29 protein-coding genes are annotated in these 24,317 nt (G+C 65.5%); 11 read left to right on the plus strand and 18 right to left on the minus strand.

What is annotated here, in order from left to right; translation table 11 throughout:
- Positions 1 to 76: 76 nt before the first annotated feature.
- On the plus strand, positions 77 to 502 hold the full coding sequence (locus tag EEB15_RS04395) for an SRPBCC family protein (protein WP_158289989.1): 426 nt from the start codon (positions 77 to 79) through the stop codon (positions 500 to 502).
- Positions 489 to 950: a MarR family winged helix-turn-helix transcriptional regulator gene (locus EEB15_RS04400; protein ID WP_141508314.1), complete on the plus strand. Its 462-nt coding sequence runs from the start codon at positions 489 to 491 to the stop codon at positions 948 to 950. The genes EEB15_RS04395 and EEB15_RS04400 overlap by 14 nt, the downstream gene beginning before the upstream one ends.
- On the opposite strand, the gene EEB15_RS04405 is transcribed toward EEB15_RS04400, so the two are convergent.
- Genes EEB15_RS04405 through EEB15_RS04415 form a run of 3 tightly spaced genes read right to left on the minus strand, consistent with a single transcriptional unit; the run spans position 908 to position 3,133 of the window.
- Entirely contained in the window at positions 908 to 1,912 is a 1,005-nt protein-coding gene (locus tag EEB15_RS04405) for a YheT family hydrolase (protein WP_141508315.1), read from the minus strand. The genes EEB15_RS04400 and EEB15_RS04405 overlap by 43 nt on opposite strands.
- Positions 1,909 to 2,358 carry a nuclear transport factor 2 family protein gene (locus tag EEB15_RS04410; RefSeq protein ID WP_141508316.1) on the minus strand — a complete coding sequence of 150 codons (450 nt, stop codon included), beginning with the start codon at positions 2,356 to 2,358 and terminating at the stop codon, positions 1,909 to 1,911. Before EEB15_RS04410 ends, EEB15_RS04405 begins: the two co-directional genes overlap by 4 nt.
- Before the next feature lie 31 nt (positions 2,359 to 2,389).
- On the minus strand, positions 2,390 to 3,133 hold the full coding sequence (locus EEB15_RS04415; protein WP_141508317.1) for a hypothetical protein: 744 nt from the start codon (positions 3,131 to 3,133) through the stop codon (positions 2,390 to 2,392).
- A gap of 53 nt (positions 3,134 to 3,186) precedes the next feature.
- Here EEB15_RS04415 and EEB15_RS04420 point away from each other — a divergent pair, with 53 nt between their 5' ends.
- From EEB15_RS04420 to EEB15_RS04430, 3 genes are read left to right on the plus strand one after another with little or no spacing between them, the layout of a single operon-like run.
- Positions 3,187 to 3,774: a LemA family protein gene (locus EEB15_RS04420; RefSeq protein WP_141508318.1), complete on the plus strand. Its 588-nt coding sequence runs from the start codon at positions 3,187 to 3,189 to the stop codon at positions 3,772 to 3,774.
- Positions 3,775 to 3,781: 7 nt separating this feature from the next.
- Positions 3,782 to 4,681 carry a YgcG family protein gene (locus tag EEB15_RS04425; protein ID WP_370283342.1) on the plus strand — a complete coding sequence of 300 codons (900 nt, stop codon included), beginning with the start codon at positions 3,782 to 3,784 and terminating at the stop codon, positions 4,679 to 4,681.
- Positions 4,681 to 5,205, plus strand: a complete 525-nt coding sequence (locus EEB15_RS04430) for a TPM domain-containing protein (protein ID WP_141508319.1) — start codon at positions 4,681 to 4,683, stop codon at positions 5,203 to 5,205. The genes EEB15_RS04425 and EEB15_RS04430 overlap by 1 nt, the downstream gene beginning before the upstream one ends.
- A 20-nt stretch (positions 5,206 to 5,225) precedes the next feature.
- Here EEB15_RS04430 and EEB15_RS04435 read toward each other — a convergent pair whose 3' ends face one another.
- The 11 genes from EEB15_RS04435 to EEB15_RS04490 all read right to left on the minus strand — a co-directional run bounded on the left by EEB15_RS04435 (position 5,226) and on the right by EEB15_RS04490 (position 16,016).
- The gene (locus EEB15_RS04435; RefSeq protein ID WP_141508320.1) at positions 5,226 to 6,626 is read right to left on the minus strand and encodes a DUF1501 domain-containing protein; all 1,401 of its coding nucleotides are present in this window, start codon (positions 6,624 to 6,626) and stop codon (positions 5,226 to 5,228) included.
- A gap of 10 nt (positions 6,627 to 6,636) precedes the next feature.
- Positions 6,637 to 8,328 carry a DUF1800 family protein gene (locus EEB15_RS04440; protein ID WP_233259350.1) on the minus strand — a complete coding sequence of 564 codons (1,692 nt, stop codon included), beginning with the start codon at positions 8,326 to 8,328 and terminating at the stop codon, positions 6,637 to 6,639.
- Between the two features lie 340 nt (positions 8,329 to 8,668).
- Positions 8,669 to 9,085, minus strand: a complete 417-nt coding sequence (locus EEB15_RS04445) for a F0F1 ATP synthase subunit epsilon (protein ID WP_141508322.1) — start codon at positions 9,083 to 9,085, stop codon at positions 8,669 to 8,671.
- Between the two features lie 113 nt (positions 9,086 to 9,198).
- Positions 9,199 to 10,611 carry a F0F1 ATP synthase subunit beta gene (gene atpD / locus EEB15_RS04455; RefSeq protein ID WP_141508324.1) on the minus strand — a complete coding sequence of 471 codons (1,413 nt, stop codon included), beginning with the start codon at positions 10,609 to 10,611 and terminating at the stop codon, positions 9,199 to 9,201.
- A gap of 30 nt (positions 10,612 to 10,641) precedes the next feature.
- Positions 10,642 to 11,508, minus strand: a complete 867-nt coding sequence (gene atpG, locus EEB15_RS04460) for a F0F1 ATP synthase subunit gamma (protein ID WP_141508325.1) — start codon at positions 11,506 to 11,508, stop codon at positions 10,642 to 10,644.
- A gap of 24 nt (positions 11,509 to 11,532) precedes the next feature.
- On the minus strand, positions 11,533 to 13,146 hold the full coding sequence (gene atpA / locus EEB15_RS04465; RefSeq protein WP_141508326.1) for a F0F1 ATP synthase subunit alpha: 1,614 nt from the start codon (positions 13,144 to 13,146) through the stop codon (positions 11,533 to 11,535).
- Positions 13,147 to 13,182: 36 nt separating this feature from the next.
- Positions 13,183 to 13,713 (minus strand): F0F1 ATP synthase subunit delta, encoded by a 531-nt coding sequence (locus tag EEB15_RS04470; RefSeq protein ID WP_141508327.1) that lies wholly within the window; start codon positions 13,711 to 13,713, stop codon positions 13,183 to 13,185.
- Positions 13,714 to 13,726: 13 nt separating this feature from the next.
- Complete coding sequence (locus EEB15_RS04475; protein ID WP_141508328.1) at positions 13,727 to 14,197, minus strand: F0F1 ATP synthase subunit B; 471 nt, start codon at positions 14,195 to 14,197, stop codon at positions 13,727 to 13,729.
- Between the two features lie 116 nt (positions 14,198 to 14,313).
- Entirely contained in the window at positions 14,314 to 14,577 is a 264-nt protein-coding gene (atpE, locus tag EEB15_RS04480; protein WP_141508329.1) for a F0F1 ATP synthase subunit C, read from the minus strand.
- A gap of 58 nt (positions 14,578 to 14,635) precedes the next feature.
- Positions 14,636 to 15,508 carry a F0F1 ATP synthase subunit A gene (atpB, locus tag EEB15_RS04485; RefSeq protein WP_141508330.1) on the minus strand — a complete coding sequence of 291 codons (873 nt, stop codon included), beginning with the start codon at positions 15,506 to 15,508 and terminating at the stop codon, positions 14,636 to 14,638.
- 13 nt (positions 15,509 to 15,521) lie between these two features.
- Positions 15,522 to 16,016 carry an ATP synthase subunit I gene (locus EEB15_RS04490; protein WP_141508613.1) on the minus strand — a complete coding sequence of 165 codons (495 nt, stop codon included), beginning with the start codon at positions 16,014 to 16,016 and terminating at the stop codon, positions 15,522 to 15,524.
- 158 nt (positions 16,017 to 16,174) lie between these two features.
- Between EEB15_RS04490 and EEB15_RS04495 the strand changes: the two genes are divergently transcribed.
- The 6 genes from EEB15_RS04495 (at position 16,175) to EEB15_RS04520 (ending at position 20,605) form a co-directional block, all read left to right on the plus strand.
- Positions 16,175 to 17,062, plus strand: a complete 888-nt coding sequence (locus EEB15_RS04495; RefSeq protein ID WP_233259351.1) for an aminotransferase class IV — start codon at positions 16,175 to 16,177, stop codon at positions 17,060 to 17,062.
- 3 nt (positions 17,063 to 17,065) lie between these two features.
- Entirely contained in the window at positions 17,066 to 17,365 is a 300-nt protein-coding gene (locus EEB15_RS04500) for a YbeD family protein (RefSeq protein ID WP_141508331.1), read from the plus strand.
- A gap of 2 nt (positions 17,366 to 17,367) precedes the next feature.
- Positions 17,368 to 18,036 carry a lipoyl(octanoyl) transferase LipB gene (gene lipB / locus EEB15_RS04505; RefSeq protein ID WP_141508332.1) on the plus strand — a complete coding sequence of 223 codons (669 nt, stop codon included), beginning with the start codon at positions 17,368 to 17,370 and terminating at the stop codon, positions 18,034 to 18,036.
- Positions 18,037 to 18,043: 7 nt separating this feature from the next.
- Complete coding sequence (gene lipA, locus EEB15_RS04510; protein WP_141508333.1) at positions 18,044 to 19,033, plus strand: lipoyl synthase; 990 nt, start codon at positions 18,044 to 18,046, stop codon at positions 19,031 to 19,033.
- A gap of 2 nt (positions 19,034 to 19,035) precedes the next feature.
- On the plus strand, positions 19,036 to 19,722 hold the full coding sequence (locus EEB15_RS04515) for an AraC family transcriptional regulator (protein ID WP_141508334.1): 687 nt from the start codon (positions 19,036 to 19,038) through the stop codon (positions 19,720 to 19,722).
- Between the two features lie 61 nt (positions 19,723 to 19,783).
- Positions 19,784 to 20,605, plus strand: a complete 822-nt coding sequence (locus EEB15_RS04520; RefSeq protein ID WP_141508335.1) for a DMT family transporter — start codon at positions 19,784 to 19,786, stop codon at positions 20,603 to 20,605.
- On the opposite strand, the gene ptsP is transcribed toward EEB15_RS04520, so the two are convergent.
- Genes ptsP through EEB15_RS04540 form a run of 4 tightly spaced genes read right to left on the minus strand, consistent with a single transcriptional unit; the run spans position 20,606 to position 24,305 of the window.
- Entirely contained in the window at positions 20,606 to 22,375 is a 1,770-nt protein-coding gene (gene ptsP, locus EEB15_RS04525; protein ID WP_141508336.1) for a phosphoenolpyruvate--protein phosphotransferase, read from the minus strand. It abuts the gene before it with no gap.
- Positions 22,376 to 22,388: 13 nt separating this feature from the next.
- Entirely contained in the window at positions 22,389 to 22,658 is a 270-nt protein-coding gene (locus EEB15_RS04530; RefSeq protein ID WP_141508337.1) for an HPr family phosphocarrier protein, read from the minus strand.
- Positions 22,627 to 23,082: a PTS sugar transporter subunit IIA gene (locus EEB15_RS04535; RefSeq protein ID WP_141508338.1), complete on the minus strand. Its 456-nt coding sequence runs from the start codon at positions 23,080 to 23,082 to the stop codon at positions 22,627 to 22,629. Before EEB15_RS04535 ends, EEB15_RS04530 begins: the two co-directional genes overlap by 32 nt.
- The gene (locus EEB15_RS04540; protein WP_141508339.1) at positions 23,079 to 24,305 is read right to left on the minus strand and encodes an MFS transporter; all 1,227 of its coding nucleotides are present in this window, start codon (positions 24,303 to 24,305) and stop codon (positions 23,079 to 23,081) included. The genes EEB15_RS04535 and EEB15_RS04540 overlap by 4 nt, the downstream gene beginning before the upstream one ends.
- Positions 24,306 to 24,317 lie beyond the last annotated feature (12 nt).

The following is a 24,317-nucleotide window of genomic DNA, read 5'->3' on the forward strand; positions in this document are numbered from 1 at the left end:
AATCCATGTCGCTCCGCTTGCACCACTTGGTAAACTGGTTTACCATATCGACTTCAACAACACGAGGAGAAGAACGATGTGGACCCAAAGCTACAGCAAGACCGTCGAGGGCCTGAGCGCCGCGCAGGTGTGGAAGGTGTGGAGCGACGTCGACAGCTGGCACGTCTGGCAGGACGACATCGAATACGCGCGGATGAACGGCCCGTTCGAAACCGGCGGCAGCTTCAAGTTCAAGCCGAAGGGCGGCCCCAACCTCACGCTGGAACTGTCCGACGTGCAGCCGAATACGTCGTTCGTGGACATCACGCGCTTCCCGCTCGCACGCATGGTCGACTCGCACGAGTTGATCGAGCGCGGCGGCGCTTTGGAGATCAAGACCACGATCCGCATGGAAGGCCCGCTGGCATTCCTCTGGCGCAAGATCGTGGGCGAGGACGTGGTCAAGAGCCTGCCGGCGCAGACCGACAAACTGATCGCGCAGGCCACGCTTGCCTGCGCCTGACTCGCCCTTCAAGCACGGCGAGGCCGACGCCAGCCCCGGCTTCCTGCTGTGGAAGATCACCGCGCTCTGGCAGCGGCGGCTCGCGCAGCTGCTGGGGGAATTCGGCATCACGCAGACGCAGTACGCGATCATCGCGTCGCTCCGGTGGTTCGAGCAGCAGCATGAGCCGCCCACGCAGGCGCATTTGGTGGAGCACGCCAAGATCGACAAGATGACGCTGTCCAAGGCCATCCGCAAGCTGGAGGACGACGGCCTGCTGCTGCGCGAACCTTCGCCGGACGACAGCCGCGCGTTCAGCATCCGGTTCACGCCCAAGGGACGCAAACTGGTGCAGCAGGCGGTGGTCGCGATCGAGCACGCCGACGACCAGTTCTTTTCGGTGCTCGGCGAGCGGCAACTGGCCGACTACAAAGCTTTGACGAAACGGCTCATTTCGGGCAACGAGTGAAGGAGCCACGCGCCGACTTCGTCGGGCATGGTTCGCACATGACCCGGCAGGTGGCCATCCGGGAAGCCCACATGCCCGCCGCCTTTGGGCCGCCACAGCGTGACGAAGCTGCCCACCTCATGCGGGCCCGGCAAACTGGCCGCCGGAACGAACGGATCGTTCAGCGCGTTGAGCACCAGCGCCGGGATGCGGATGCGGTGCAGGTGCGGCTTGGCCGAGGCACGCGCGTAGTAGTCGTCGGCGTTGCGAAAGCCGTGCAGGGGCGCGGTGAAGATGTCGTCGAACTCGTAGAGGTCGCGCGCGGCCATCAGCCGCTCGCCATCGAAAAGGCCGGGATGCTGCCGCAGTTTCTCCATGGCCTTGGGCTTCATGCTGCGCAGGAACATCGTCGTGTAGACCAGGCGGTTGAACCCGCGTCCGATGGCCTGCGATCCGGCCGCGAGGTCGATGGGTGAGCACACCGATGCCACGGCACTCACCACGTTGCCCGCTTCAGTGCCTGCTTCGCCCGCCCAGCGCATGAGCGCGTTGCCGCCGAGCGAGACACCCACCGCGACCACGGGTCCTTGGTGCTGCGCACGCAGGCGCGACAGGATCCAGCCGATTTCCTCATGGTCACCCGAGTGGTAGGCGCGCGGGCCCTGGTTGAGCTCGCCGCTGCAGCCTCGGAAGTGGGGTACGGCGAACGCCAGGCCGCGCTCGGCGGCGAAGTCGGCAAATGCCTCGGCGTAGTGGCTGCGCGACGAGCCCTCGAGACCGTGAAACAGGACAAGCAACGGTGCTTTGGGAAACGTGGGGGCACTATTGCTCAGCCAGTCGACGTCTAGAAAATCTCTATCTGGTGTGGTCCAGCGCTCGCGCCGGTACTGCGGCAACTCTCCAAAGACGCGGCGAGCGTAGAGCGCGGGCCAAATGGTCTGCAGGTTGCCGCCCGGCAACCACCACGGCGCGCGGTAATTCAATGCAGCACCTGTGGTGCGCCGGAGATTTCCTGGATCTCGCTGGAGGTGCCGGGGCTTGCGTGGTGCGCCACCATGCGCCAGCCCTGCGTCGTCTTGAAGTAGACATTGGTGGCGATGACCCACGCCTGAGCCGGCCCATCCGGCCCCAGCACCTCGACACGCTCGAGGACGTTGTGCACCGCAGCGGCGGCCGCATGCGCCTTGCGCGTGCGTTCGGGCCAGGCGCGGATGCTGCCGTTGCTGAACATGGCTTCGAAGGTGGCGCGTATCGCTATCGCACCGACCACGCGCGGGCCGCCGGGGTGGGTGCAGACGATGTCGTCGTCGTCGGCCCAGCAGGCCATCAGCTTGTCGATGTCGCCTTGCTGCAGCGCCTCGTAGAACGCGGCTTCGACGTCGTCGGCATTGCCTTCGAGGCTGGCGGCCTGGAGCTTGGTTCTTTTCATGGCGGATGGATGAGCCGATTCTGCCGTGGAATCAGGGCGTGAGCCACTGCCGCACGGCCGTGCGCATGTCGCCCTGCGCGGCGCGCCAGACCATCTCCGGCGCGGCAATGTGGATGCCGGGCGGCGCGAACTGCAGCGCCAGCGCCACGAACTCCGCCACCTTGACGGCGCGCACCGGCTGCTCGCTGCTGGGCACCATGAATTTGAAGACCGAGAGCATCCAGTGCGCCACGGCCGGCAGGAACCCCGGCGCCGCAGCCGGCCCGGGCTTTTGCGCCGAGCGCACGATGACGAGCCGCTCGAAGCCCAGCGTTGCCACCGCATGCTCGTCCAGGCTGGCCAGGCCCCGCTTGAGCGCCTCGGGGAGGCGGCCCTGCGCATGCGGCAGCACGACGGCCAACGTGGTGACCCCGCTGGCCCGCATCCAGCGCGCCAGTTCGGGCAACTGCTCGGGCACCGGCGTCCAAAGCGCGCGCTCGCGGTCGTGGAACAGCCGCGGCGGATCGAACAGGATGACGCCCATGTCGGCGGCGCCTGGCTGCCAGTCCGCGGGCGCATCGGACGCGACCACGTTCGTGACCACGCCACGCAGCCCGGCCTTGATGGGCTCGCGCACCAGCACCTCCGTGCGTTCGAACTGCTGCAGGCCGACCAGGCGCCGCATCACCTCATTGCCGAGCGTGCCCGTCGCGCCGGCAATGAGCAGGCGCGGCTTGCGCGCGGCGGGCTGCGGCCGATGGGCCGCCTGGAGCACTTGAATTGGGCCTGGATGCATCCCATCTATGCTACCGTTGCCCGCTTCGGGTGCGACACGGAAGGAACACAGGCATGAAACGCTGGCTCTTGATCATCATCTCCGCGCTGTCCCTCTCCGGCTGCGGCTACAACGATTTCCAGAAGCTGGACGAGCAGTCCAAGGCCGCGTGGAGCGAGGTGCTCAACCAGTACCAGCGCCGTGCCGACCTGGTGCCCAACCTGGTCGCCACGGTGAAGGGCGAGGCCAACTTCGAGCAGGAAACGCTGACGAAGGTGATCGAGGCGCGCTCCAAAGCGACGGCGGTGCAGGTCACGCCTGAAACGCTCAACAACCCGGAAGCCTTTGCCAAATTCCAGCAGGCGCAGGGCGAGTTGTCGAGTGCGCTGAGCCGGCTGCTGGTGGTGAGCGAACGCTACCCCGACTTGAAGGCCAACCAGAGCTTTCGCGAGCTGCGGGTGCAGCTGGAAGGCACGGAAAACCGCATCACCGTCGCACGCAACCGCTACATCCAGACGGTGCAGGAGTACAACGTGCTCTCGCGCAGCTTCCCCACCAACCTGACTGCGATGGTGTTCAAGTACCAGCCCAAGCCCGTGTTCTCTGTGCAGAACGAGGCGCAGATTTCGGTGCCGCCGTCGGTGGACTTCAACAAAAAGTAGCCTGCCCTTGAAAGCGCTGCTGATCCTGCTGTGGGCACTGGCCGCCTCGGTCTGCAGCGCGCAGGATCTCAAACCCATCCCGGCGCTGTCGGCCCACGTCGTCGACCAGACCGGAACGCTCGACGCGATCCAGGCCAAAGGCCTGGACGACAAGCTCATGGCGTTCGAGCAGGCCAAGGGCACGCAGATCGCGGTGCTGATGGTCGCGACGACGCAGCCGGAAGACATCGCCAGCTACGCCAATCGCGTGGGCAACGCGTGGAAGATCGGCCGCAAGGGCGTCGGTGACGGCGTGCTGGTGGTCGTGGCCAAGGACGATCGCAAGATCCGCATCGAAGTAGCCAAGACGCTGGAAGGCGCGATCCCCGACCTGGCGGCCAAACACATCATCGACGAAGCGATCACGCCGGAGTTCCGCAAGGGCGACTATGCGGCCGGCTTGCGCGCGGGCGTCGACCAGCTGATCGCGCGCATCAACGGTGAGGCGCTGCCGGCGCCGGCGCTGCCCAAATCCAAGTCCACCGCCAAAACCGGCGGGATGGGTTTCGACTGGATGGACATGGCGATCTTCCTGTTCTTCGCCGTGCCGATCGGTGGCAGCGTGCTGCGCGGGATGTTCGGTCGCAAGCTCGGCTCGTTCTTCACGGGTGCGGGCGTGGGGGCGGTTGCCCTGTTCATTACCTCAAGCCTTCTGGTCGCCGGTATCGCGGCGTTCGTCGCCCTCCTCTTCACCATCCTGTCTGGCAGCATGGGCCTGCCCACTGGGCGGCGTGGCGGCTTCGGGGGCGGACCCTGGATCGGCGGCGGTGGCGGTGGCTGGAGCGGCGGGAGCGGGGGCGGCAGCAGCTGGGGCGGCTCCGGCGGTGGTGGCGACTTCGGCGGCGGCGGCGCCTCGGGAGATTGGTGATGCAGCATCGCAAACCTCAAGGTTTCATCAAGCGGATGCTGCGCCACCGCTGGCTGGACGAATCCGACACGCGCAAGGCAATGCCGCCGGACATGGTGGAGCGCATCGCGCGCCGCGTGGCCGCGAGCGAGAAGCGCCACACCGGCGAGGTCCGCATCTACGTCGAAGCCGGCTTGCCGCTGAGCTACCTGTGGCGCAGCGCGACGCCGCGCGAGCGCGCCGTGGCGATGTTCGGCAAGCTGCGCGTGTGGGACACCGAGCACAACAACGGCGTGCTGATCTACCTGCTGCTGGCGGAACACGCCATCGAGGTGGTGGCCGACCGCGGCCTTGCGCGCCACGTGCCGCCCGAAGAATGGCGCGCCATCGTCGTGCGGCTCGGCGCCGCGCTGCACGAAGGCCGCTTCGAAGACGGGCTCACCCAGGCGCTGGAGGAAGTGTCGGCGCTCCTGGTGCAGCACTTCCCCGCGAGCGAGAGCGACGCGAACGACAACGAGCTGCCGGACGAACCGGTGCTCGGCTGATCCGCCGATCCGCTCAGGCGTCAGGCCTGCAGGAATCCCAGGCTGCGCGCGCTGCCGAAGTTCGCGAGATTCGGGAACACCGAGTCGATCTGGCTTTCCGACAGGCCCCACCAGCGCGACAACGTGGCGCCGTACTGGTCCACCGACGCCGTGGGAATCCAGCGGCCCTGCAGTTCCCATGAATCCTGGCCGACGTCGCTCGGCCCGCCCAGCACCAGTTCGGGGTACGCGCCGTAGGTGGTGTTGCCGTTCACCGCGCCGCCCATCACCAGTTGGTTGTTGCCCCACGCGTGGTCGGTCCCCAGGCTCTCGTTGGGTGCGAAGGTGCGCCCGAAATCGCTCTGCGTGAACGTGGTGACGTTGCTTGCCAGGCCCAGCACCTGGGTGGCCTGGTGGAACGCCGCCATCGCATCGGCGAGGGTCTTCATCAGCCCTGCGTGATGGCCCTGCAACGCGTTGCCGGAGATCTGGTCGCCGTGCGTGTCGAAGCCGCCCAGCGACGCGAAGAACACCTGCCGCGTGGTGCCGACGTGCGTCGGGATCGCGCTTCGGTACGCGATCAGCTTGGCGATCTGGTAGAGCTGCTTGGCCAGGCCGGTCGTCAACGCGCCCGTGGCGTTGGTCAGGGACGCGAACGCGGCGTTGATCGGCTCGCCCGGATTGTCGCGCGGGTTGATGCGCAGCGTCGGCGCCAGCGCGTCGGACACCGCGAAGGTGTCGCGCTGCTGGCTCGCGAACGCGTTGTAGATCTGCTGCTGGCCACTCTCGCCGTAGAGAGACATCAGCGCGCTCTTGCGTGCCGCGGCGGGGCCGCCGAAATAGCCATCGAACCCGAAGTTCGAACCCGGCCCCGGCACGACCAGCGGTGCCTGCAGGTCGCCGACGCCGAAGCGGCCGTTGCCTGCGGCCGAAACCACGAGGCTGCTTCGCGCCTGCGCCGCGCGCCCGCCCCAGCCGGTCCGCATGGTGGCGTCGTGGTAACCCGTTTCCCACAGGCCCTGCTGGTCGCTGTGCGAGAACAGGCTCTCCGGCACCACTTTGCCGAGCGTGCGGAAGTTGCGGTATTCGTTCTTGGTGAGCGGCTGGAACAGCGGGCCCACATTGAACACGGGAGCCAGCGCACCCGCCGACCAGACATTCGACAACGCGCCCATGGATGGATGCAGGCCGTAGTCGGTGCCCAGCGGCACCAGCGTGTCCTGCGGCAACGCCAGTTGCTTGCGAACCGCGGCGTACTGGCCGTAGCGCGTGCTGTCGCGCGGCGCCACCATGTTCATGCCGTCGTTGCCGCCGTACAGGAAGATGCAGACCAGCGCGCGGTAGTCGACCGATTGCGCCTGCGCCGCGCGCGGCATCAGCTGCGAAAGGGTGGTGCCCGCCATGACGGCGGCGGCCGTGGAGAGGAAGTGTCGTCTTTGCATGATGTCCTCTTCAGCGTGCGATCTGGTACTGGGGCGAAGCGAACACCAGATAGGCCGCGGTCTTGACGCGCTCCTTCAGGTAGCTCGACGAGTTGCTCGCGGTCCACGCGGCGACCGCGTTGATGATGGTCTGGCGGGCCGCCGGCGTGATGCGGCCGCCCAGGCCCACGCGCACCATCCGGTCGACCAGCTTGGCCGGGTCGGATGCATCGAGGAGGAACGGATCCAGGTTGACCTGCGTCGGCAGCGCGTTGGGCACGTTGGTCGAGGCAGCCGATCCGCCCCAGTTGACCAGGTAGTTCACGTAGTTGATGCGGGCCAGGCCGGTGTTGGCGTTGAGGATGCCGAACTGCGGGCCCTGGAGCTGGGTGCCCGCGACCGGGTAGTCGGGCCGGTAGTAGTTGAAGACCGAGGGCGGCCGGAACACGTGCTGCCCCAGTGCCTCGCCCCACCACCAGGTCAGCGGTTCGCCGTCGGTCGTGCCGTTGAGCGCGCGCAGCACGCCTGCAAAGAACTGCACCGGTTCGCGCAGCCGCCCGGCCTGGGCGGGCGGGGAATCGCCGCGCGCTTCCTGATCGAGCAGGATCGCCGTGACGGTCGCACGCAGGTCGCCCTTCACACCGGTGCCTATGCGGCCGTAGCGGCCGGTGTTGAACGCGTAGGAGACGCGCGCCACGTAGCCCGCACTCGGATTGCTGGTGACGAGGTGCTGGATCAGTTGGCGGCCGATGAAGGGCGCCATGTTGGGATGCGCCATCAGGCTGTCGAGCACGGACTCGAGCGCGGCTTCCGCGGTGCTGCCTGCAGGCACGGAGACAGTGCCGAGGAGCTTGCGCGTCGCGCTGTCATGGGCGGCGGGGCGCGCAACCATGTCGCCGTCGTAGAACCGGCAGTTGATGCCGTTGCGCGGCGCGCACCAGGCGGACTTGCCGCCCGGCGGATAAGTCCAGCCGGTCAGCGCGAAGGCGTATTCGCGGACACGCGCGTTGTCATAGGTGGCTTGGCACTTGCCGCCCTTGAGGCTGCCATCCTGTTCCAGCTCGCACGTGCCGATGGCGAACAGCTGCAGCAACTCGCGCGCGAAGTTCTCGTTGGGCGCCGTCTTGTTGTTGTTGACGTTGTTGAGGTAATCGCCCATCACCGGCGACAACGCCACTTTTTTGAGGACCGTGCGGTAGTTGCCGAAAGCGTTGGTGATGAAGTTGTTGTGCCAGTTGCGCAGGCCGTAAGTGCCCTCCACCTCCAGCTGCGACACCACATTGATCTGCGACAGCGCGAGCGCGACGCGCTGTCGCAACTGGTCGTTGCCGCTGACAGCGTTGCGGTAGAAGTCCCAGGCGAGCGGCTGGCTGGAGTAGTAGAAGTTCCAGCAGTTGGCCGTGCCGTTGTCGGCGCAGAAGTCGCTGCCGGTGTAGGTGTGGATGGCGTTCGTGCCGCCGCTCGCGTAGCGCGATGCGGCCACGACGAACTGCGAGTTGATCCACTGCTCGGCAGTGCCTTTGCCCAACTCCGTCAGCAATTTTTCGCTCGCGCCGAAAGTGGCTTGGTCGGCCAGCCGATACGCACCCAGCACCGAGAGGGAACCTCCCTTGAGTCTCGCGGCCTGTGCATCCTCCGCCATCGCGACAGCTTCATCGGCCGAAGCGCTGGGCTCGGACCCTTCGTTGCCTCCGCCGCAGCCGGCGAGGGCCAAGCCCAACATCGCGGCGCAAGCCGCCCGCTTCCAAGACCGCCGCAGGCGCGGCGTCCCCCCAATCTTCTTACCCATACGACGTCCCTCGTTGTTACGCTCGTAAAGTAAGTTATTGCTGGGTTGGTGACTGTGAAGGACGGTGAGGAAGCGTTACCGCTGAGCTTGGGCGAGACAAATCGTCACAGCTGAGCTGGAAATCCGTAAGAGCCGCGCAACAAATAAAAGGCCCCGTCTTGCGACGGGGCGCTGGTCGCTACGCTCCCGCGCCGAGGGCGGAAATAAAAAGGCCCCGTCCAAGGACGGGGCCAGAGCGCTGGTTTTTAGCGCGTTCTTATTTCGAAATCGTGTCTTACTTTTTCTGGCGGTACTTGCGCAGCGCTGCGATCTGCGCGGCCATCACGGCGAGTTCAGATTGTGCCTTGGCGATGTCGAGCTCGCCCTTGGCATTGCGCAGGGCTTCCTCGGCGGCGGCCTTGGCGGTGTTGGCCTTCTCTTCGTCCAAGTCCTTGCCGCGGATGGCGGTGTCGGACAGCACGGTGACCGTGTTGGGTTGCACTTCGAGCACGCCGCCGGCGACGAAGACGAACTCTTCGGTTCCGTCGGCCTTCTCGATGCGCACCGAGCCAGGCTTGATGCGGGTGATCAGCGGCGTGTGGCGCGGGTAGATGCCCAGCTCACCGGCCTCGCCGGGCAGCGCGACGAAGCGTGCTTCGCCGGAGAAGATGGACTCTTCGGCACTTACGACATCAACATGGATAGTGTTCATCTAATTCTCCTGAATCCAGCTTCTTCGTGGAACACCGCAGAACCGGCTTTGCCGGGCTGCTGGTGTTGCCCCCTTGAGGGGGAGGCGCCGAAGGCGCTTCGGGGGGGAGTCCTTTAAACCTTCTTGGCCTTTTCGAAGGCCTCGTCGATCGTGCCGACCATGTAGAACGCCTGCTCGGGCAGGTGGTCGCACTCGCCGTTGGTGATCATCTTGAAGCCGCGAATGGTTTCGGCCAGCGACACGTACTTGCCGGGCGAGCCGGTGAACACTTCAGCAACGTGGAACGGCTGCGAAAGGAAACGCTGGATCTTGCGGGCGCGGGCCACAGCCAGCTTGTCTTCCGGCGCCAGTTCGTCCATGCCCAGGATCGCGATGATGTCGCGCAATTCCTTGTAGCGCTGCAGCGTGTTCTGCACGGCGCGGGCCGTGTTGTAGTGGTCTTCGCCGACGACCAACGGATCGAGCTGGCGGCTGGTGGAGTCGAGCGGGTCCACGGCGGGATAGATGCCAAGCGACGCGATGTCGCGCGACAGCACGACGGTCGAGTCCAAGTGAGCGAACGTGGTGGCGGGCGACGGATCGGTCAAGTCATCCGCCGGCACGTACACGGCCTGGATCGAGGTGATCGAGCCGACCTTGGTGGACGTGATGCGCTCTTGCAAGCGGCCCATTTCTTCGGCCAGCGTCGGCTGGTAGCCCACGGCGGAAGGCATGCGGCCCAGCAGCGCGGACACTTCCGTGCCGGCCAGCGTGTAGCGGTAGATGTTGTCCACGAAGAACAGCACGTCGCGGCCTTCGTCGCGGAACGACTCGGCGATCGTCAGGCCCGTCAGCGCGACGCGCAGGCGGTTGCCCGGGGGCTCGTTCATCTGGCCGTACACCATCGCGACCTTGGACTCGGAGAGGTTCTCCTGGTTCACGACGCCCGAATCGGACATCTCGTGATAGAAGTCGTTGCCTTCGCGGGTGCGCTCACCCACGCCGGCGAACACCGACAGGCCGGAGTGCGCCTTGGCGATGTTGTTGATCAGCTCCATCATGTTCACGGTCTTGCCGACGCCGGCGCCGCCGAACAGGCCCACCTTGCCGCCCTTGGCGAACGGGCACACCAGGTCGATCACCTTGATGCCGGTTTCCAGCAGTTCTTGCGACGGCGACAGTTCGTCGTACGCGGGAGCCTTGCGGTGGATCGAAGCCGTGAGCGTGGCATCAACCGGGCCGCGCTCGTCGATCGGGTTGCCCAGCACGTCCATGATGCGGCCCAGCGTGGCCTTGCCCACGGGAACCGTGATCGGCGCGTTGGTGTTGTAGACCATGTTGCCGCGGCGCAGGCCGTCGGAGGAGCCCAGCGCGATGGTGCGGACGATGCCGTCGCCCAGCTGCTGCTGCACTTCCAGCGTCAGCGCCGTGCCGTCCATCTTCAGGGCGTCGTACACCTTGGGCATCCGGTCGCGCGGAAATTCCACGTCGACCACGGCGCCGATACATTGAACAATCTTGCCTTGCGTAGCTTGTGCTTGAGCCATTTGGTGCTCCAATAATTAATCTGTGGGTCTTTAAACAGCCGCGGCCCCGGCCACGATCTCCGAAAGCTCTTTCGTGATCGCCGCCTGGCGCGTCTTGTTGTAGACCAGCTTGAGCTCGGCAATCACGTTGCCGGCGTTGTCGGTGGCAGCCTTCATCGCCACCATGCGCGCCGATTGCTCGGACGCCATGTTCTCGGCGACAGCCTGGTACACCAGCGCTTCCACGTAACGCAGCAGCAGCTCGTCGATGACGGTCTGCGCGTCGGGCTCGTAGATGTAGTCCCAGCCCGGCTGGCCTTCGTCGCCCTTGAAGTTCTCGGCCGTGAGAGGCAGCAGCTGTTCGACCACCGGCTCCTGCTTCATGGTGTTGATGAACTTGGTGTACGAGAGGTACACGGCGCTCACTTCACCCTTCGCATACGCGTCCAGCAGGACCTTCACCGGGCCGATCAGCTTGTCGAGGTGCGGCGTGTCGCCCAGCTGGGTGACATGCGACACCACCTTGGCGCCGATGCGGTTCAGGAAACCCAGGCCCTTGTTGCCGATGGCGACCGCGTGGGCATCGGAGCCCGCGCCTTGCAGCTCGCGCAGCTTGGTGGTCACCATGCGCAGCACGTTGGTGTTCATGCCGCCGCACAGGCCCTTGTCGGTCGTGACCACGATGAAGCCTGCCGTCTTCGCGTCGTTCACTTTCATGAACGGGTGCGTGTACTCCGGGTTGGCCTTGCCGAGGTTGGCGGCGATGTTGCGCACCTTGTCGCTGTAGGGCCGCGCATGGCGCATCCGCTCCTGCGCCTTGCGCATCTTGGAGGCGGCCACCATTTCCATGGCCTTGGTGATCTTCTTGGTGTTTTCCACCGATTTGATCTTGCCTCGAATCTCTTTACCTGCAGCCACGTTGGCTCCTGTTAATTCAGAGACTTAAGCGAACGACTTCTTGAACGCCGTGATGGCGGCCGTCAGTTCGGCTTCGGCATCGATGCAGACCTTCTTGAAGGCCTTCTTGTCGTCGGCGTCAGAATCCTTGGCGGGCTTGTTGTCCCACTTGGCACCGTTCTTCTCGATGGTGGCCAGCAGGGCGGCGTGCTTGTCCTTCAAGTAGGCGTGCAAGCCGTGCTCGAAAGCCAGGACCTTCTTGACTTCGATGTCGTCCAGGAAGCCCTTGTTCACCGCGAACAGCGTGGCGCCCATCAGCGAGATCGGCAGCGGGCTGTACTGGGCCTGCTTCAGCAGTTCGGTCACGCGGGCGCCGCGGTCCAGCTGCTTGCGGGTGGCTTCGTCCAGGTCGGAGGCGAACTGCGCGAACGCGGCCAGTTCACGGTACTGCGCCAGGTCGGTACGGATACCGCCGGACAGGCCCTTGATCCAGTTGGTCTGGGCGGCGCTACCCACGCGAGACACCGAGATACCGGCGTTGATGGCGGGGCGGATACCGGCGTTGAACAGGCTGGTTTCCAGGAAGATCTGGCCGTCGGTGATCGAGATCACGTTGGTCGGAACGAAAGCGGACACGTCGCCGGCTTGCGTTTCGATGATCGGCAGCGCTGTGAGAGAACCGGTCTGGCCCTTGACTTCACCCTTGGTGAAGGCTTCGACGTAGTCGGCGTTCACGCGGGCGGCGCGCTCGAGCAGGCGGCTGTGGAGATAGAACACGTCGCCGGGGTAGGCTTCGCGGCCTGGGGGGCGGCGCAGCAGCAGCGAGACCTGGCGGTAGGCCACGGCCTGCTTGGACAGGTCGTCATAAACGATCAGGGCGTCCTGGCCGCGGTCGCGGAAGTACTCGCCCATCGTGCAGCCGGAGTACGCCGAGACGTACTGCATGGCAGCGGACTCGGAAGCCGAAGCGGCGACGACGATGGTGTATTCCATCGCGCCGGCCTGCTCCAGTGCGCGCACCATGTTCTTGATCGTGGATGCCTTCTGGCCGATCGCGACATAGACGCAGGTCATGTTCTGACCCTTCTGGTTGATGATCGCGTCGATCGCGACAGCCGACTTGCCGGTCTGGCGGTCGCCGATGATCAGCTCGCGCTGGCCACGGCCGATCGGCACCATGGAGTCGATCGACTTCAGGCCGGTGGCCATCGGCTGGCTCACCGACTGGCGGGCGATCACGCCCGGGGCGACCTTCTCGATCACGTCGGTCATCTTGGCGTTGACCGGGCCCTTGCCGTCGATCGGCTGGCCCAGGGCGTTGACGACGCGGCCGATCAGCTCGGGGCCGACCGGCACTTCCAGGATGCGGCCCGTGCACTTCACGGTGTCGCCTTCGGAGATGTGTTCGTATTCGCCCAAGATCACCGAGCCGACGGAGTCGCGCTCGAGGTTCAGGGCCAGGCCGAAGGTGGGGGTGCCATCCGCCGTGGGCGGGAATTCCAGCATTTCGCCGGCCATCACGTCCGACAGGCCGTGGATGCGGCAAATGCCGTCGGCCACGGACACCACGGTGCCCTGGTTGCGGATGTCGGCGCTGGCGGCCAGGCCCTCGATGCGGCTCTTGATCAGTTCGGAGATTTCTGCGGGATTGAGTTGCATGACTCTTTCCTTTCTAAGGGTTGGTCCGACAGCCTTTTAGGCGGTCAGCGCGACTTTCATTTGTTCCAGACGGGCCTTGACGGAGGTGTCGAGCACCTCGTCGCCGACCACGACGCGAATGCCGCCGATGAGGGACGGGTCTTCCTTGATGCTCACGTTGAGCTTGCGGCCGAACCGCTTTTCCAGTGCCGTCGACACACCGCCCAGGGCGGTGGTGTCCATCGGGAACGCGCTGTAGACGACCGCGTCGGACGAACCGCCCAGCGAGTTCTTCAGCTCGCGGAACTGCGCCGCGATTTCCGGCAGCGCGGCCAGGCGGCCGTTCTCGATGACGGCGCGCAGGAAGTTCTTCGCGTTGTCCGGCAACTGCACCTTGGCCACGTCGGCCACCACGTCGAACACCTGCTGGTCGCCGACCTTGGGGTTGCCGGCGAACTGCAGCAGCTGCGGGTTGGCGGCCACGGCGCCGAGGGCGTCGAGCCATTGGGACGTGCCGTTCAGGTCTGCTTTCGCTGACTTGAAGAGCGCCTCGGCGTACGGGCGGGCGATGGTGGCGAGTTCAGCCATGGCGATCTACCTCTTACAGCTCGGTCTGCAGGCGCTTGAGCAACTCGGCGTGAACGCCGGCGTTGACTTCCTTGCGCAGGATCTGCTCGGCGCCCTTGACGGCCAGCGCGGCAACCTGCTCGCGCAGGGCTTCACGGGCCTTGACGGTCTGCTGCTCGGCTTCGACCTTGGCGGCGGCGATGATCTTGTTCGCCTCTTCGGTCGCGCGGCCCTTGGCTTCCTCGACGATGTGCTGGGCGCGGCGCTCGGCGTCGGCCAGCAGGCCCGCCGTTTCGGTGCGCGTCTTGGCCAGCTCCTGCTCCACGCGCTTGTCGGCGGCAGCCAGGTCGGACTTGGCCTTGTCGGCGGCAGCCAGACCCTCGGCGATCTTTTTGGCGCGCTCGTCGAGCGCCGTGGCGATCGGCGGCCACACGAACTTCATCGTGAACCCGACCAGGATCAGGAACACGATCATCTGAATGATGAGGGTACCGGTAATACTCATTTAATTCCCCCGCCCCCGTTGCGGCTGCGCCGCTTCCCCCTCGAGGGGGCGACGCCTGCGGCCCGGCAAAGCCGGTTCCACGCGTCCACGCGAAGGCATATGCAGTTCATTGAGATTTACTTCGGCAGGTTGGCGATCTGGGCCAGGAACGGGTTGGCGGTGGCGAACCACAGCGCGATACCGGTGCCGATAATGAAAGCAGCGTCGATCAGGCCGGCCAAGAGGAACATCTTGGTCTGCAGTTCGCCCATCAGCTCGGGTTGGCGTGCAGCGGATTCGAGGTACTTGCTGCCCATGATGCCGATGCCGATACAGGCACCGATAGCGCCCAGACCGATGATCAGGCCGGCGGCCAGTGCGACAAAGCTGATAACTTGCATGAAGAGCTCCTAGAGGACTTGGTTGACGTAAAAAGAAAAAGGAAACAGCGAGAAAGGGTCAGTGCGCGTCGTGCGCCTGGCCGAGGTACACGAGCGCCAGCATCATGAACACGAACGCCTGCAGCGTGATGATCAGGATGTGGAAGATGGCCCAGGCCGTGCCGGCGACGATGTGAAGCAAGGCCAGGCTGATGCCCGTAGCCGACAGCGACCAGGCGCCGCCCAACAGGGCGATCAGCAGGAAGATCAGTTCGCCGGCGTACATGTTGCCGAACAGCCGCATGCCGTGCGAGACGGTCTTGGCGATGAACTCGATGATCTGGAAGACGAAGTTGAACGGCCACAGCAGCGGGTGGGCACCGAAGGGTGCGGCCACCATCTCGTGCATCCAGCCGCCCAGGCCCTTGACCTTGATGTTGTAGATCAGGCAGAGCAGCAGCACGGACACCGACAGGCCCATCGTCATCGACAGGTCAGCCGTGGGCACGACGCGCATGTAGGCGTGGTGCGGGTCATGACCGGCGGCGCCGTAGATCCATTGCCAGATCACCGGGACCAGGTCCACCGGCAGCAAGTCCATGGCGTTCATCAGGAAGATCCAGACGAACACGGTGAGTGCCAGCGGCGCGACGAGCTTGCGGCTCTGCGCGTTGTGCACGATGCCCTTGGCCTGCGTGTCCACCATCTCGACCAGGATTTCCACCGCGGCCTGGAAGCGGCCGGGCACGCCCGACGTGGCCTTGCGCGCGGCCAGCCACAGAAGCCAGCAGCCGATCACGCCCGTGGCGATGGCCCAGAGCAGCGAATCGAAATTGAAGACGGTGAAGTCGACGACGTTGGCGGCCTTGTGGTTCTGCCAGAAGGTCAGGTGGTGAATGATGTATTCACCAGCGGTTTGCCCGGATTCAGCAGCGTGTTCAGCAGCAGCCATGTTTCTTAGAAGCTCAAAGTTTTGCGTTCGAGGGTTTCGCCTTCGGCGCCGCTTTTGGAGCGTACGCCAGGGCGACCCAGTACACCTTCATCGTCAGAACCAGGCCCACCAGCAACGCCGGCCAACTCAGTTCTGGCACCAGCCCCGGCGCCGCCGCGAGCAGCGCAATCGACGAGGCGATCTTGACCATTTCCCACAACATGAACGCCACCGCCGCGGTGCCTGCGTTCAAGGATGAAAACCGCCCGGTGAGACCACGCGCAAAAATGGCCGCGGGGATCACCACGGCCAGCGCGCCATACCCGGCGGACCACCCAACGTTCTGCTTTCCCGTGATGCCCCAGGCGGCCAGCGCCACCAGGAACCCCACGACGACTTGCCCCCCCACAACCCACCACGGGGACACCGGGGGGTTTTGTTCGCGCAGCCGGCGCGCCTCTTCGGCGGTCAGCTGCTTGAACGGGAGCTCTTCTTCAGTCGTCTCCGGCAACGGGGCTATTGTTTTCATTGTTTGAAGCCCCACTTTCGTGCCCTGAATTTTTACAAAGCCCCTGATTATAAGTAGAAACCCCTGGCGATCCGACAATCCCACTATGCGCATCGGCTATGGTGCGATGTCAAAGGACCTTTTCACTGCGCAGCACAATGGTCCAGCCAGGATTTGCGATGAACGAAAACAACCTTCCCGACCTGCCCTGCTACCTCAACGGCGAGTTCACCAGCCTGCGCGAAGCGAAGGTCAGTGTGATGGACCGGGGCTTCATCTTCGGTGACGGAATCTACGAAGTGGTGCCCGTTTATTCGGGGCGGCCGTTCCGCTTCGAACACCACATGGCGCGGCTCGGGCGCAGCCTGGCCGAACTGCGCATCCCCAACCCGAAAACGCCCGCGGAGTGGCGCGAGCTGGTGGATCAGCTCATTGCGTCCTACGCAAAAGTACTTGGCAAAAATCCAACGGAAACCGACCAGCTGGTCTATATCCAGATCACGCGGGGCGTCGCGATGCGCGACCACACGATGGTTCCAGGCCTCACACCCACTGTGTTTGCGACCAGCAACAAGATCACCCCGCCTTCCGCAGCCGACCGCGCGAACGGCGTGGCCTGCATCACCGCCGACGACTTCCGCTGGAAGAAGGCCCATATCAAGAGCCTGAGCCTGGCCGGCGCGGTGCTTGCGCGCCAGATGAGCGCGGATGTAGGCGCCGCCGAAACCATCATGTTCCGGGACGACTTTTTGAGCGAAGGCGCCTCCGCCAATGTGTGGGTCGCAAAGAGCGGCACGCTGCTGGGCGCGCCCAAGGACAACCTGGTGCTGGAAGGCATCCGCTATGGGCTGATCGAAGAGCTGTGCCGCCAGGCGGGCATCCCCTTCGAGCTGCGCCGTATCTCGCGGGGCGAAGTCTTCGAGGCCGACGAGTTGCTGCTCTCCAACGCCAGCAAGGAAATACTGCCGGTCACACGGCTCGACGGAAAGGCCGTTGGAATCGGCCGCCCAGGCCCCATCTTCGAGAAGCTCTACGCCGGCTACCAACGCGCCAAGCAGAACGCCTGACCCATGACCTCACCCTCTTCCGCCCCTACGCCCCCGGACGCCCGCAAGGAGTCCCTGATCGAATACCCGTCGCGCTTCCCCATCAAGGTGATGGGCGCGAACGTCGACGGTTTCGTTCGCGCCATCACCTCGATCGCCAAGCAATTCGATCCGGCGTTCGACGCGGCGAGCGTCGAACTGCGCGATAGCAAGGCCGGCAACTACCTCGGCGTCACCATCACCGTGACCGCGACCAGCCGTGAACAGCTCGACGAGCTGTACCGCACGCTGTCGACGCACCCCATGGTGAAAGTGGTTCTCTAGCCATGGAGGCCTTCGTTCGTGGCCGGGTGGAGTACCTGCCCACTTACGAGGCGATGCAGGCATTTACTGCCGCGAGGACCGACTCGACCGCCGACGAACTGTGGCTCTGCGAGCACCCGCCCGTGTTCACGCAAGGGCTGGCGGGCAAGCCGGATCACGTGCTCGACGCCGGCGCCATTCCGGTCGTCGCCACCAACCGCGGTGGCCAGGTGACGTATCACGGTCCGGGCCAGGTGGTCGCCTATCCGCTGCTGGACCTGCGCCGCGCCGGCTACTTCGTCAAGGAATACGTCTACCGGATCGAAGAGGCGGTGATTCGCACGCTCGCGCATTTCGGGGTGACGGGGCACCGGGTGGCGGGCGCGCCGGGGATTTATGTGCGGCTGGACGATCCGTATTCGCACCAGGCCTTGGCCGGCCCCCTTCCTGCCGACGACCCTTTCCGCGGCCTGGGCAAGATCGCCGCCCTGGGCATCAAGGTCAGCCGGCACTGCACGTATCACGGCGTCGCGCTCAACGTGGCGATGGACCTGGAACCCTTCGTACGTATTCACCCCTGCGGCTACCCCGGGCTGAAAACCGTGGACCTTTCTACAATCGGGGTATCCACCACCTGGGACGAAGCGGCGCAGATCCTGGGCCGCAAGCTCGCCGCGCATCTGGCGCCTTAAGGAAACCATGAGCTCGAACGAAGTCGTGCGCGAAGCGCAGACGCAAGAGAACTACCAAGCCGGCGCCAAACAAAAGGCCGCCGCCAAGCTGTCCCGCATCCCGGTGAAGGTCGAGCAGGCCGAAGTGCTGAAGAAGCCCGAGTGGATCCGCGTAAAGGCCGGCTCGCCGACCACCCGCTTCTACGAGATCAAGGAGATCCTGCGCGAGGCCAAGCTGAACACGGTGTGCGAGGAAGCCTCCTGCCCGAACATCGGCGAATGCTTCGGCAAGGGCACGGCCACGTTCATGATCATGGGCGACAAGTGCACGCGCCGCTGCCCGTTCTGCGACGTCGGCCACGGCCGGCCCGATCCGCTGGACGTGAACGAGCCGGACAACCTCGCCAAGACCATCGCCCGGTTGAAGCTGAAGTACGTGGTGATTACCTCGGTGGACCGTGACGACCTGCGCGACGGCGGCGCAGGCCACTTCGTCGAATGCATCCGCAAGACCCGCGAGCTCTCGCCCGGCACCACCATCGAGGTGCTGGTGCCGGACTTCCGCGGCCGTGACGACCGCGCGCTGGAAATCCTCAAGGCCGCGCCGCCGGACGTGATGAACCACAACCTGGAAACGATTCCGCGCCTGTACCGCGAAGCGCGCCCAGGTTCGGACTACGCTTTCAGCCTGAACCTGCTCAAGAAGTTCAAGGCATTGCACCCCAATGTGCCGACCAAGAGCGGCATCATGGTCGGCCTGGGCGAGACGGACGATGAGATCCTGCAGGTCATGCGCGACATGCGCGAGCACAACATCGACATGCTGACCATTGGCCAGTACCTTGCGCCATCCACGTCGCATTTGCCCGTGCGCCGCTACGTGCACCCCGACACCTTCAAGATGTTCGAGGCCAAGGCGCACGAGATGGGTTTCTCGCACGCCGCCGTCGGCGCGATGGTGCGTTCCAGCTACCACGCCGACGAGCAAGCCCACGCCGCGGGCGTCGCCAACACCTGATCATGGACACGGCGCGCAGCCTGTTGTCGTTGCGCACCTATGGCGCGTCGCACGGCAGCCATGCGCACGATCACTTCCAGGCACTGGTCGGCGTGGACGGCGTGCTTGAACTCGAGATCGAAGGACGTGGCTTGCGCATCGCCAAGGGCGACGCCTTCCTGGTGAGTCCGGGCGAGCGCCACGATTTCGAGGCGCGCGGCGGCAGCCGCTGCCTGGTGCTCGACACCGATTTGCCCCTGTGGTCGGGATGCCGCACACGGCCGGAACGTCCGCAAACCTTCAGGCCGCTGGCGCAATATCTGGCGCAAGCGCTTGCGCAGGATCAACCGCTTGCCGCCCTTCATGGGCCTGCGTTGCTGCTGGAAGCCTGGCGGCCGGCCGGCGCGGAGCCGCGCGCACGACGCCCGATCGACTGGAACAAGCTTGCAGAGTGGGCGCAGGTGCATATGCGCCAACCGGTGACGGTCGCCGACCTGGCGAACCAAGTGTTCCTGAGCGCCAGCCAGCTCACGCAGCGTTGCCATGAGATGCACGGCATGGCGCCGATGCATTGGCTGCGCACGCAGCGCCTGGCTCACGCGCGGCAATTGCGTGACAGCGGCCTGGCCGTTGCGGAGGTCGCGCGCCGCACGGGTTACCGCTCGCCTTCGGCGCTGACCGCGGCGCTGCGCCGCTTCTTGCCGCACTGACGCGCGTTGCGCGACGACGCGCCGCTGTCCCGCGACGACCGCAAGCCCTAAGCTTGCTTCCATGCATCCGCACCTCCACGCGCTCGGCGCGATCGCCCTGTGGGCCACGCTGGCGTCGCTCGGCGTCTGGCTGCGCCACGTGCCGCCCTTCCTGCTGACCGGCCTCGCCCTGGTCATCGGCAGCATCCCCTCCTGGCCGCTGGCTCGCCAGTGGAAGGTGCCGGCGTCGACCTTGGCGCTCGGCGTCTACGGCCTGTTCGGCTTCCACTTCCTGCTGTTCATCGCGCTGCGGCATGCGCCTGCGGTGGAAGCGAACCTGGTCAATTACCTGTGGCCGCTGCTCATCGTCGTGCTGGCGCCGGCGCTACTGCCCGGGATGCGTTTGCGCGCCGTGCACGTCATCGCGGCGATCACCGGTTTTGCCGGCGCTGCCCTCGCAATCCTGGGCGCCGGGGCGGGGACGGGCGGCGGCTGGGCCTGGGGCTACCTGCCCGCCCTGGGCTCGGCCTTCATCTGGGCCACCTATTCGTTGCTGACGCGTCGCGTTGCAGCCTTCCCGACGGCGGCGATCGGCCTGTTCGGCCTGGTGTCCGGGCTGCTCTCGCTGTTGTGCCACTGGTTGCTGGAGCCCAGCATCACGCTGCAAACACGCGACTGGCTGCTGATCGCGGCCATGGGACTGGGCCCATTGGGCGCGGCCTTCTTCCTCTGGGACAAGGCGCTCAAGCGCGGCGACCCGCGGCAGATCGGCATCCTGAGCTACGTCACACCGCTGGCGTCCACCGCGTTGCTGATGCTGGCCAGTGGCAGCCCGCTCACAGCCAGCATTGCGGCCGCCGCGCTGCTGATCATCGGCGCCGCCGTGATGGGAACGCGGACCTAGTTAGCCTGCCATCAAGGCGGCCGGGTCCTCGGCGTCGAGCATCTGCTGCGCCCATGGCGCGAGCCGTGCTGTATCCGCGCGCAGCACCTCCTGCTTGACGGCGAGGATTTGTGCCGGGTGCATCGAGAAGCTGCGCAGCCCCAGGCCCAGCAGCAATCGTGTGAGTGTGGTGTCGCCCGCCATTTCTCCGCAAACGCTCACGCCCTTGCCTTGCGCATGGCATTCGCGAATCGTCTCGGCCACCAGCCGCAACACAGCCGGATGGAGCGGGTCATACAGATGCGCCACCGATTCGTCGGCGCGGTCAATTGCCAACGTGTACTGGATCAGGTCGTTGGTGCCGATCGACAGGAAGTCGAAGTACTTGAGGAAAATCTTCAGCGTCAATGCCGCTGCGGGGATTTCGATCATCGCGCCCAGCTTGACTGGCCCGTAGGCGACGCCGCGGTTGTCCAGCTCGGCGCGGGCGAAGTCGATCAGCGACAAGGTCTGGCGAATCTCGCTCGCATGCGCCAGCATCGGGATCAGCATGTTGACCTGGCCGTGCGCCGCCGCGCGCAGGATGGCGCGCAGCTGGGTAAGGAACATCGCCGGGTCCGCCAAACTCCAGCGGATGGCCCGCAAGCCCAGCGCCGGATTGAGGTGGGCCTCGTCGCGCACCGAGTCGTCCAGCGGCTTGTCGGCGCCCACGTCGACGGTTCGAATCGTCACGGGCAATCCTTCCATGCCTTCCACCGCGCGGCGGTAGGCCTGGTACTGCTCTTCCTCATCGGGCAGGTCACCGCGGCGGCCCATGAACAGGAACTCACTGCGGAACAGGCCGACACCGACGGCGCCCGCCTTCAATGCGGTCGGAGCATCTTCGGGCAGTTCGATATTGGCCAGCAGCTCGATCTTCTGGCCGTCCATCGTCACCGCGGGCGTGTGGCGCAGGCGCGAGAGCCGCCCGCGTTCGAGTTCGCCCTGGCGCTGCTTGAAGCCGTACTCGGCGAGGATGATCGGCGACGGGTCCACGATCATCACGCCCGCGTCGCCGTCGATGATGATCCAGTCGTCCTGCCGCACCAGTGCACTGGCGCTGCGCGCGCCGACCACCGCCGGAATGTCCATGCTGCGCGCGACGATGGCGGTGTGGGAATTGCGCCCGCCGACGTCGGTGACGAAGCCCGCGAACACGCTCTGCTTGAACTGGAGCATGTCGGCCGGCGAGAGGTCGTGCGCAATCATCACGAGCGGCACGTCCATGCTGTCGTCGAGCAGCAGGTCCTGCTGGGTCTTGCGGCGCGAGCCCGCGCTGGGCGGCGCGACCGGCGAGGCGACACCCTTCATGTAGCGCAGGATGCGTTCGGCCACCTGCTCCAGGTCGGCCTTGCGGCCTCGCAGGTAGTCGTCCTCCATGTCGTCGAACTGGCGCGAGATCACCTCGAGCTGCGTCGTCAGCGCCCACTCGGCGTTGTACAGGCGGTCGGTGATCCAGTGCTTGACGCCGTTGATCAGTTCCTCGTCTTCCAGCAGCATCAGGTGCACGTCGAGCAGCGCCGACAGTTCCTGCGGCGCCTCCTTCGGGCCCATCAGGCTGATGGTCTGCTGCAGCCGGTGGATCTCTTCGACCACGGCATTGCGACCGGCACGCACGCGCGCGATCTCCTCATCGGCCTGGCCTGCCTCGATGAAATAGTGGGCGACATCCACCCGGCTGGACGCCATCAGCACGGCGCGCCCGATGGCGATGCCGCGGGCGACAGCCAGGCCATGGACCGAAAATGTCATGCGCCGCGTCCCTTCATTCACCCTCTCCGAACTTGTCGGCGATCAGCGCGAGCAACGCGTCCATCGCCTCCTGCTCCTTGTCGCCATTGGTTTCGACCGTGATCTCGCTGCCGATGCCGGCGGCCAGCATCATCACGCCCATGATGCTCTTGGCGTTGACGCGCCGGTCGCCGCGGCTGAGCCAGACCTCGCACGGGTAGCTTCCGGCCAGCTTTGTGAGCTTGGCCGAGGCGCGGGCGTGCAGGCCCAGCTTATTGCTGATGGTCGTGTTGGTCCTGATCATTGTTTCTCCGCGCCTGGTTTTGCGGCGCCGTGATAGCTACCTGCATCACGCCCTGGGTGCCGCCGACCACGGCCCGCGACACCAGTGCATCCAGCAGTTCGTTGCGATAGCTGACGCTGCGCAGCAGCATCGGCAGGTTGACGCCGGTGATGAGGCGCGACTTCACCCCGTCCACCAGCTTTTGCGCCACATTGCTGGGCGTGGCGCCGAAGATGTCCGTCAGCACCAGCACGCCCTTGACCTGCGGCAGCCGAAACAGCTGGTCCATCGCGATGCGGGCCGTCGCCAGCGTCTCTTCCGGCGGCAGGTTGGGCTGCACGTCGATGGCGGCCAAGTGGGCGCCGCAATCCGGAAAGACGTGCAGGGCGCACTCCCGCAGCGCATGCGCCAGCGGCGCGTGGGCGATGATGAGGATCGCGTTCATTGAGGGGAATTATCCTTTGCAAGCATGAAGTACCCATAGGACATAACGCTGCAGCAGAAGAATACGGCCATCGCCGAGCGGAAAGACGCCACCTGCCCCAGGCCAACGGCGGCGAAACCGTCGACCAAAAGGCCGATGCCCCACTGGATCACGAACACGCCAGCGAAGATCACGAGGTTGTAGGCAGACAGGGCCCGGCCCGCGGCGGCCGGCGGAAATGCCATGCCCACCGCCGGCTGGGCCAGCGACACGAACGTGGAAGTCATGCAGAACAGCGCCCAGGCCCAGGCGCCCGCGGCCGGCCCCGCTATGATAATGCTAGCAAGCACGGCGAAATTCAGCGGCAGCCCGACCGCGATAAGGCGTTCCGTGGACAAGCCTTTGCGTGCCAGCCAGGGATTGACCATCCCCCAGCCCCAGAAGGTGCACAGCATGCAGATGTTGATGATGAACAGGCCGCCCGCCGCCTCCAGCGGCGCGTAACCCGAGACGCGCACCAGCCAGGGGCCTGCCCAAAGGGTCTGCATCGCGAGCAGCCCGCCGTAGGTGAAGAAGCCGATCGGCGCCATCCGCCGGAAATAGGGATGCTTCCAGACTTCGGAATAGCCACGGCGCGGCGCGCCCGCGGCGGGTGCCGTGACTTCCCAAGCCGGCACTTTCCAGGCGATCACCGCCATGGCGACAGCGATCGCCGCGGCGAGGCCCCAAAACAGCGGCCGCCAACCGAACACGGGCATCAGCCACTGCACCGGCAGCGTCGAGGCGACCATGCCGAAGGAGCCTGTCATCAGCATCCACGAATTGGCCCGGAGCTGGGACGCCGGTTCGAGCCATCGCCGAAACCCGGTCAAGGGCGCCATCAGGCAGGCGCTCACGCCGACGCCGCACAGCATGCGCGCCGCCAGCAGGCCCGAAAAACTCGTTGCCGCCGAAAACGCCAGGCACCCCGCCAAGGCGACCAGCAGGAAACTGAGGATGACCTTCTTCGGGCCATGACGGTCCAGCCAAGTGCCTAGCGGCAATTGGGTCGCTGCGAAGCCAAGGAAGTAGCCGCCCGCCAAAAGGCCCAGGTCGCGCGCGTTCAACTCGAACTCGCGCGTCAGTGTCGGCGACAGCGTGGCCGTGATGGCTCGCAATAGGGCCGAGAAGAAATACGCGAACGCAAAGGCCAGGAAAACGACGATGGCCGTGCGGCGCGACAAGACGTTGAAGGTTGCCCCCACGCTTGCCACTGC

It is taken from the genome of Ramlibacter sp. WS9, assembly GCF_003797765.1.
In the GTDB taxonomy this organism is placed as follows: Bacteria; Pseudomonadota; Gammaproteobacteria; order Burkholderiales; family Burkholderiaceae_C; genus Ramlibacter.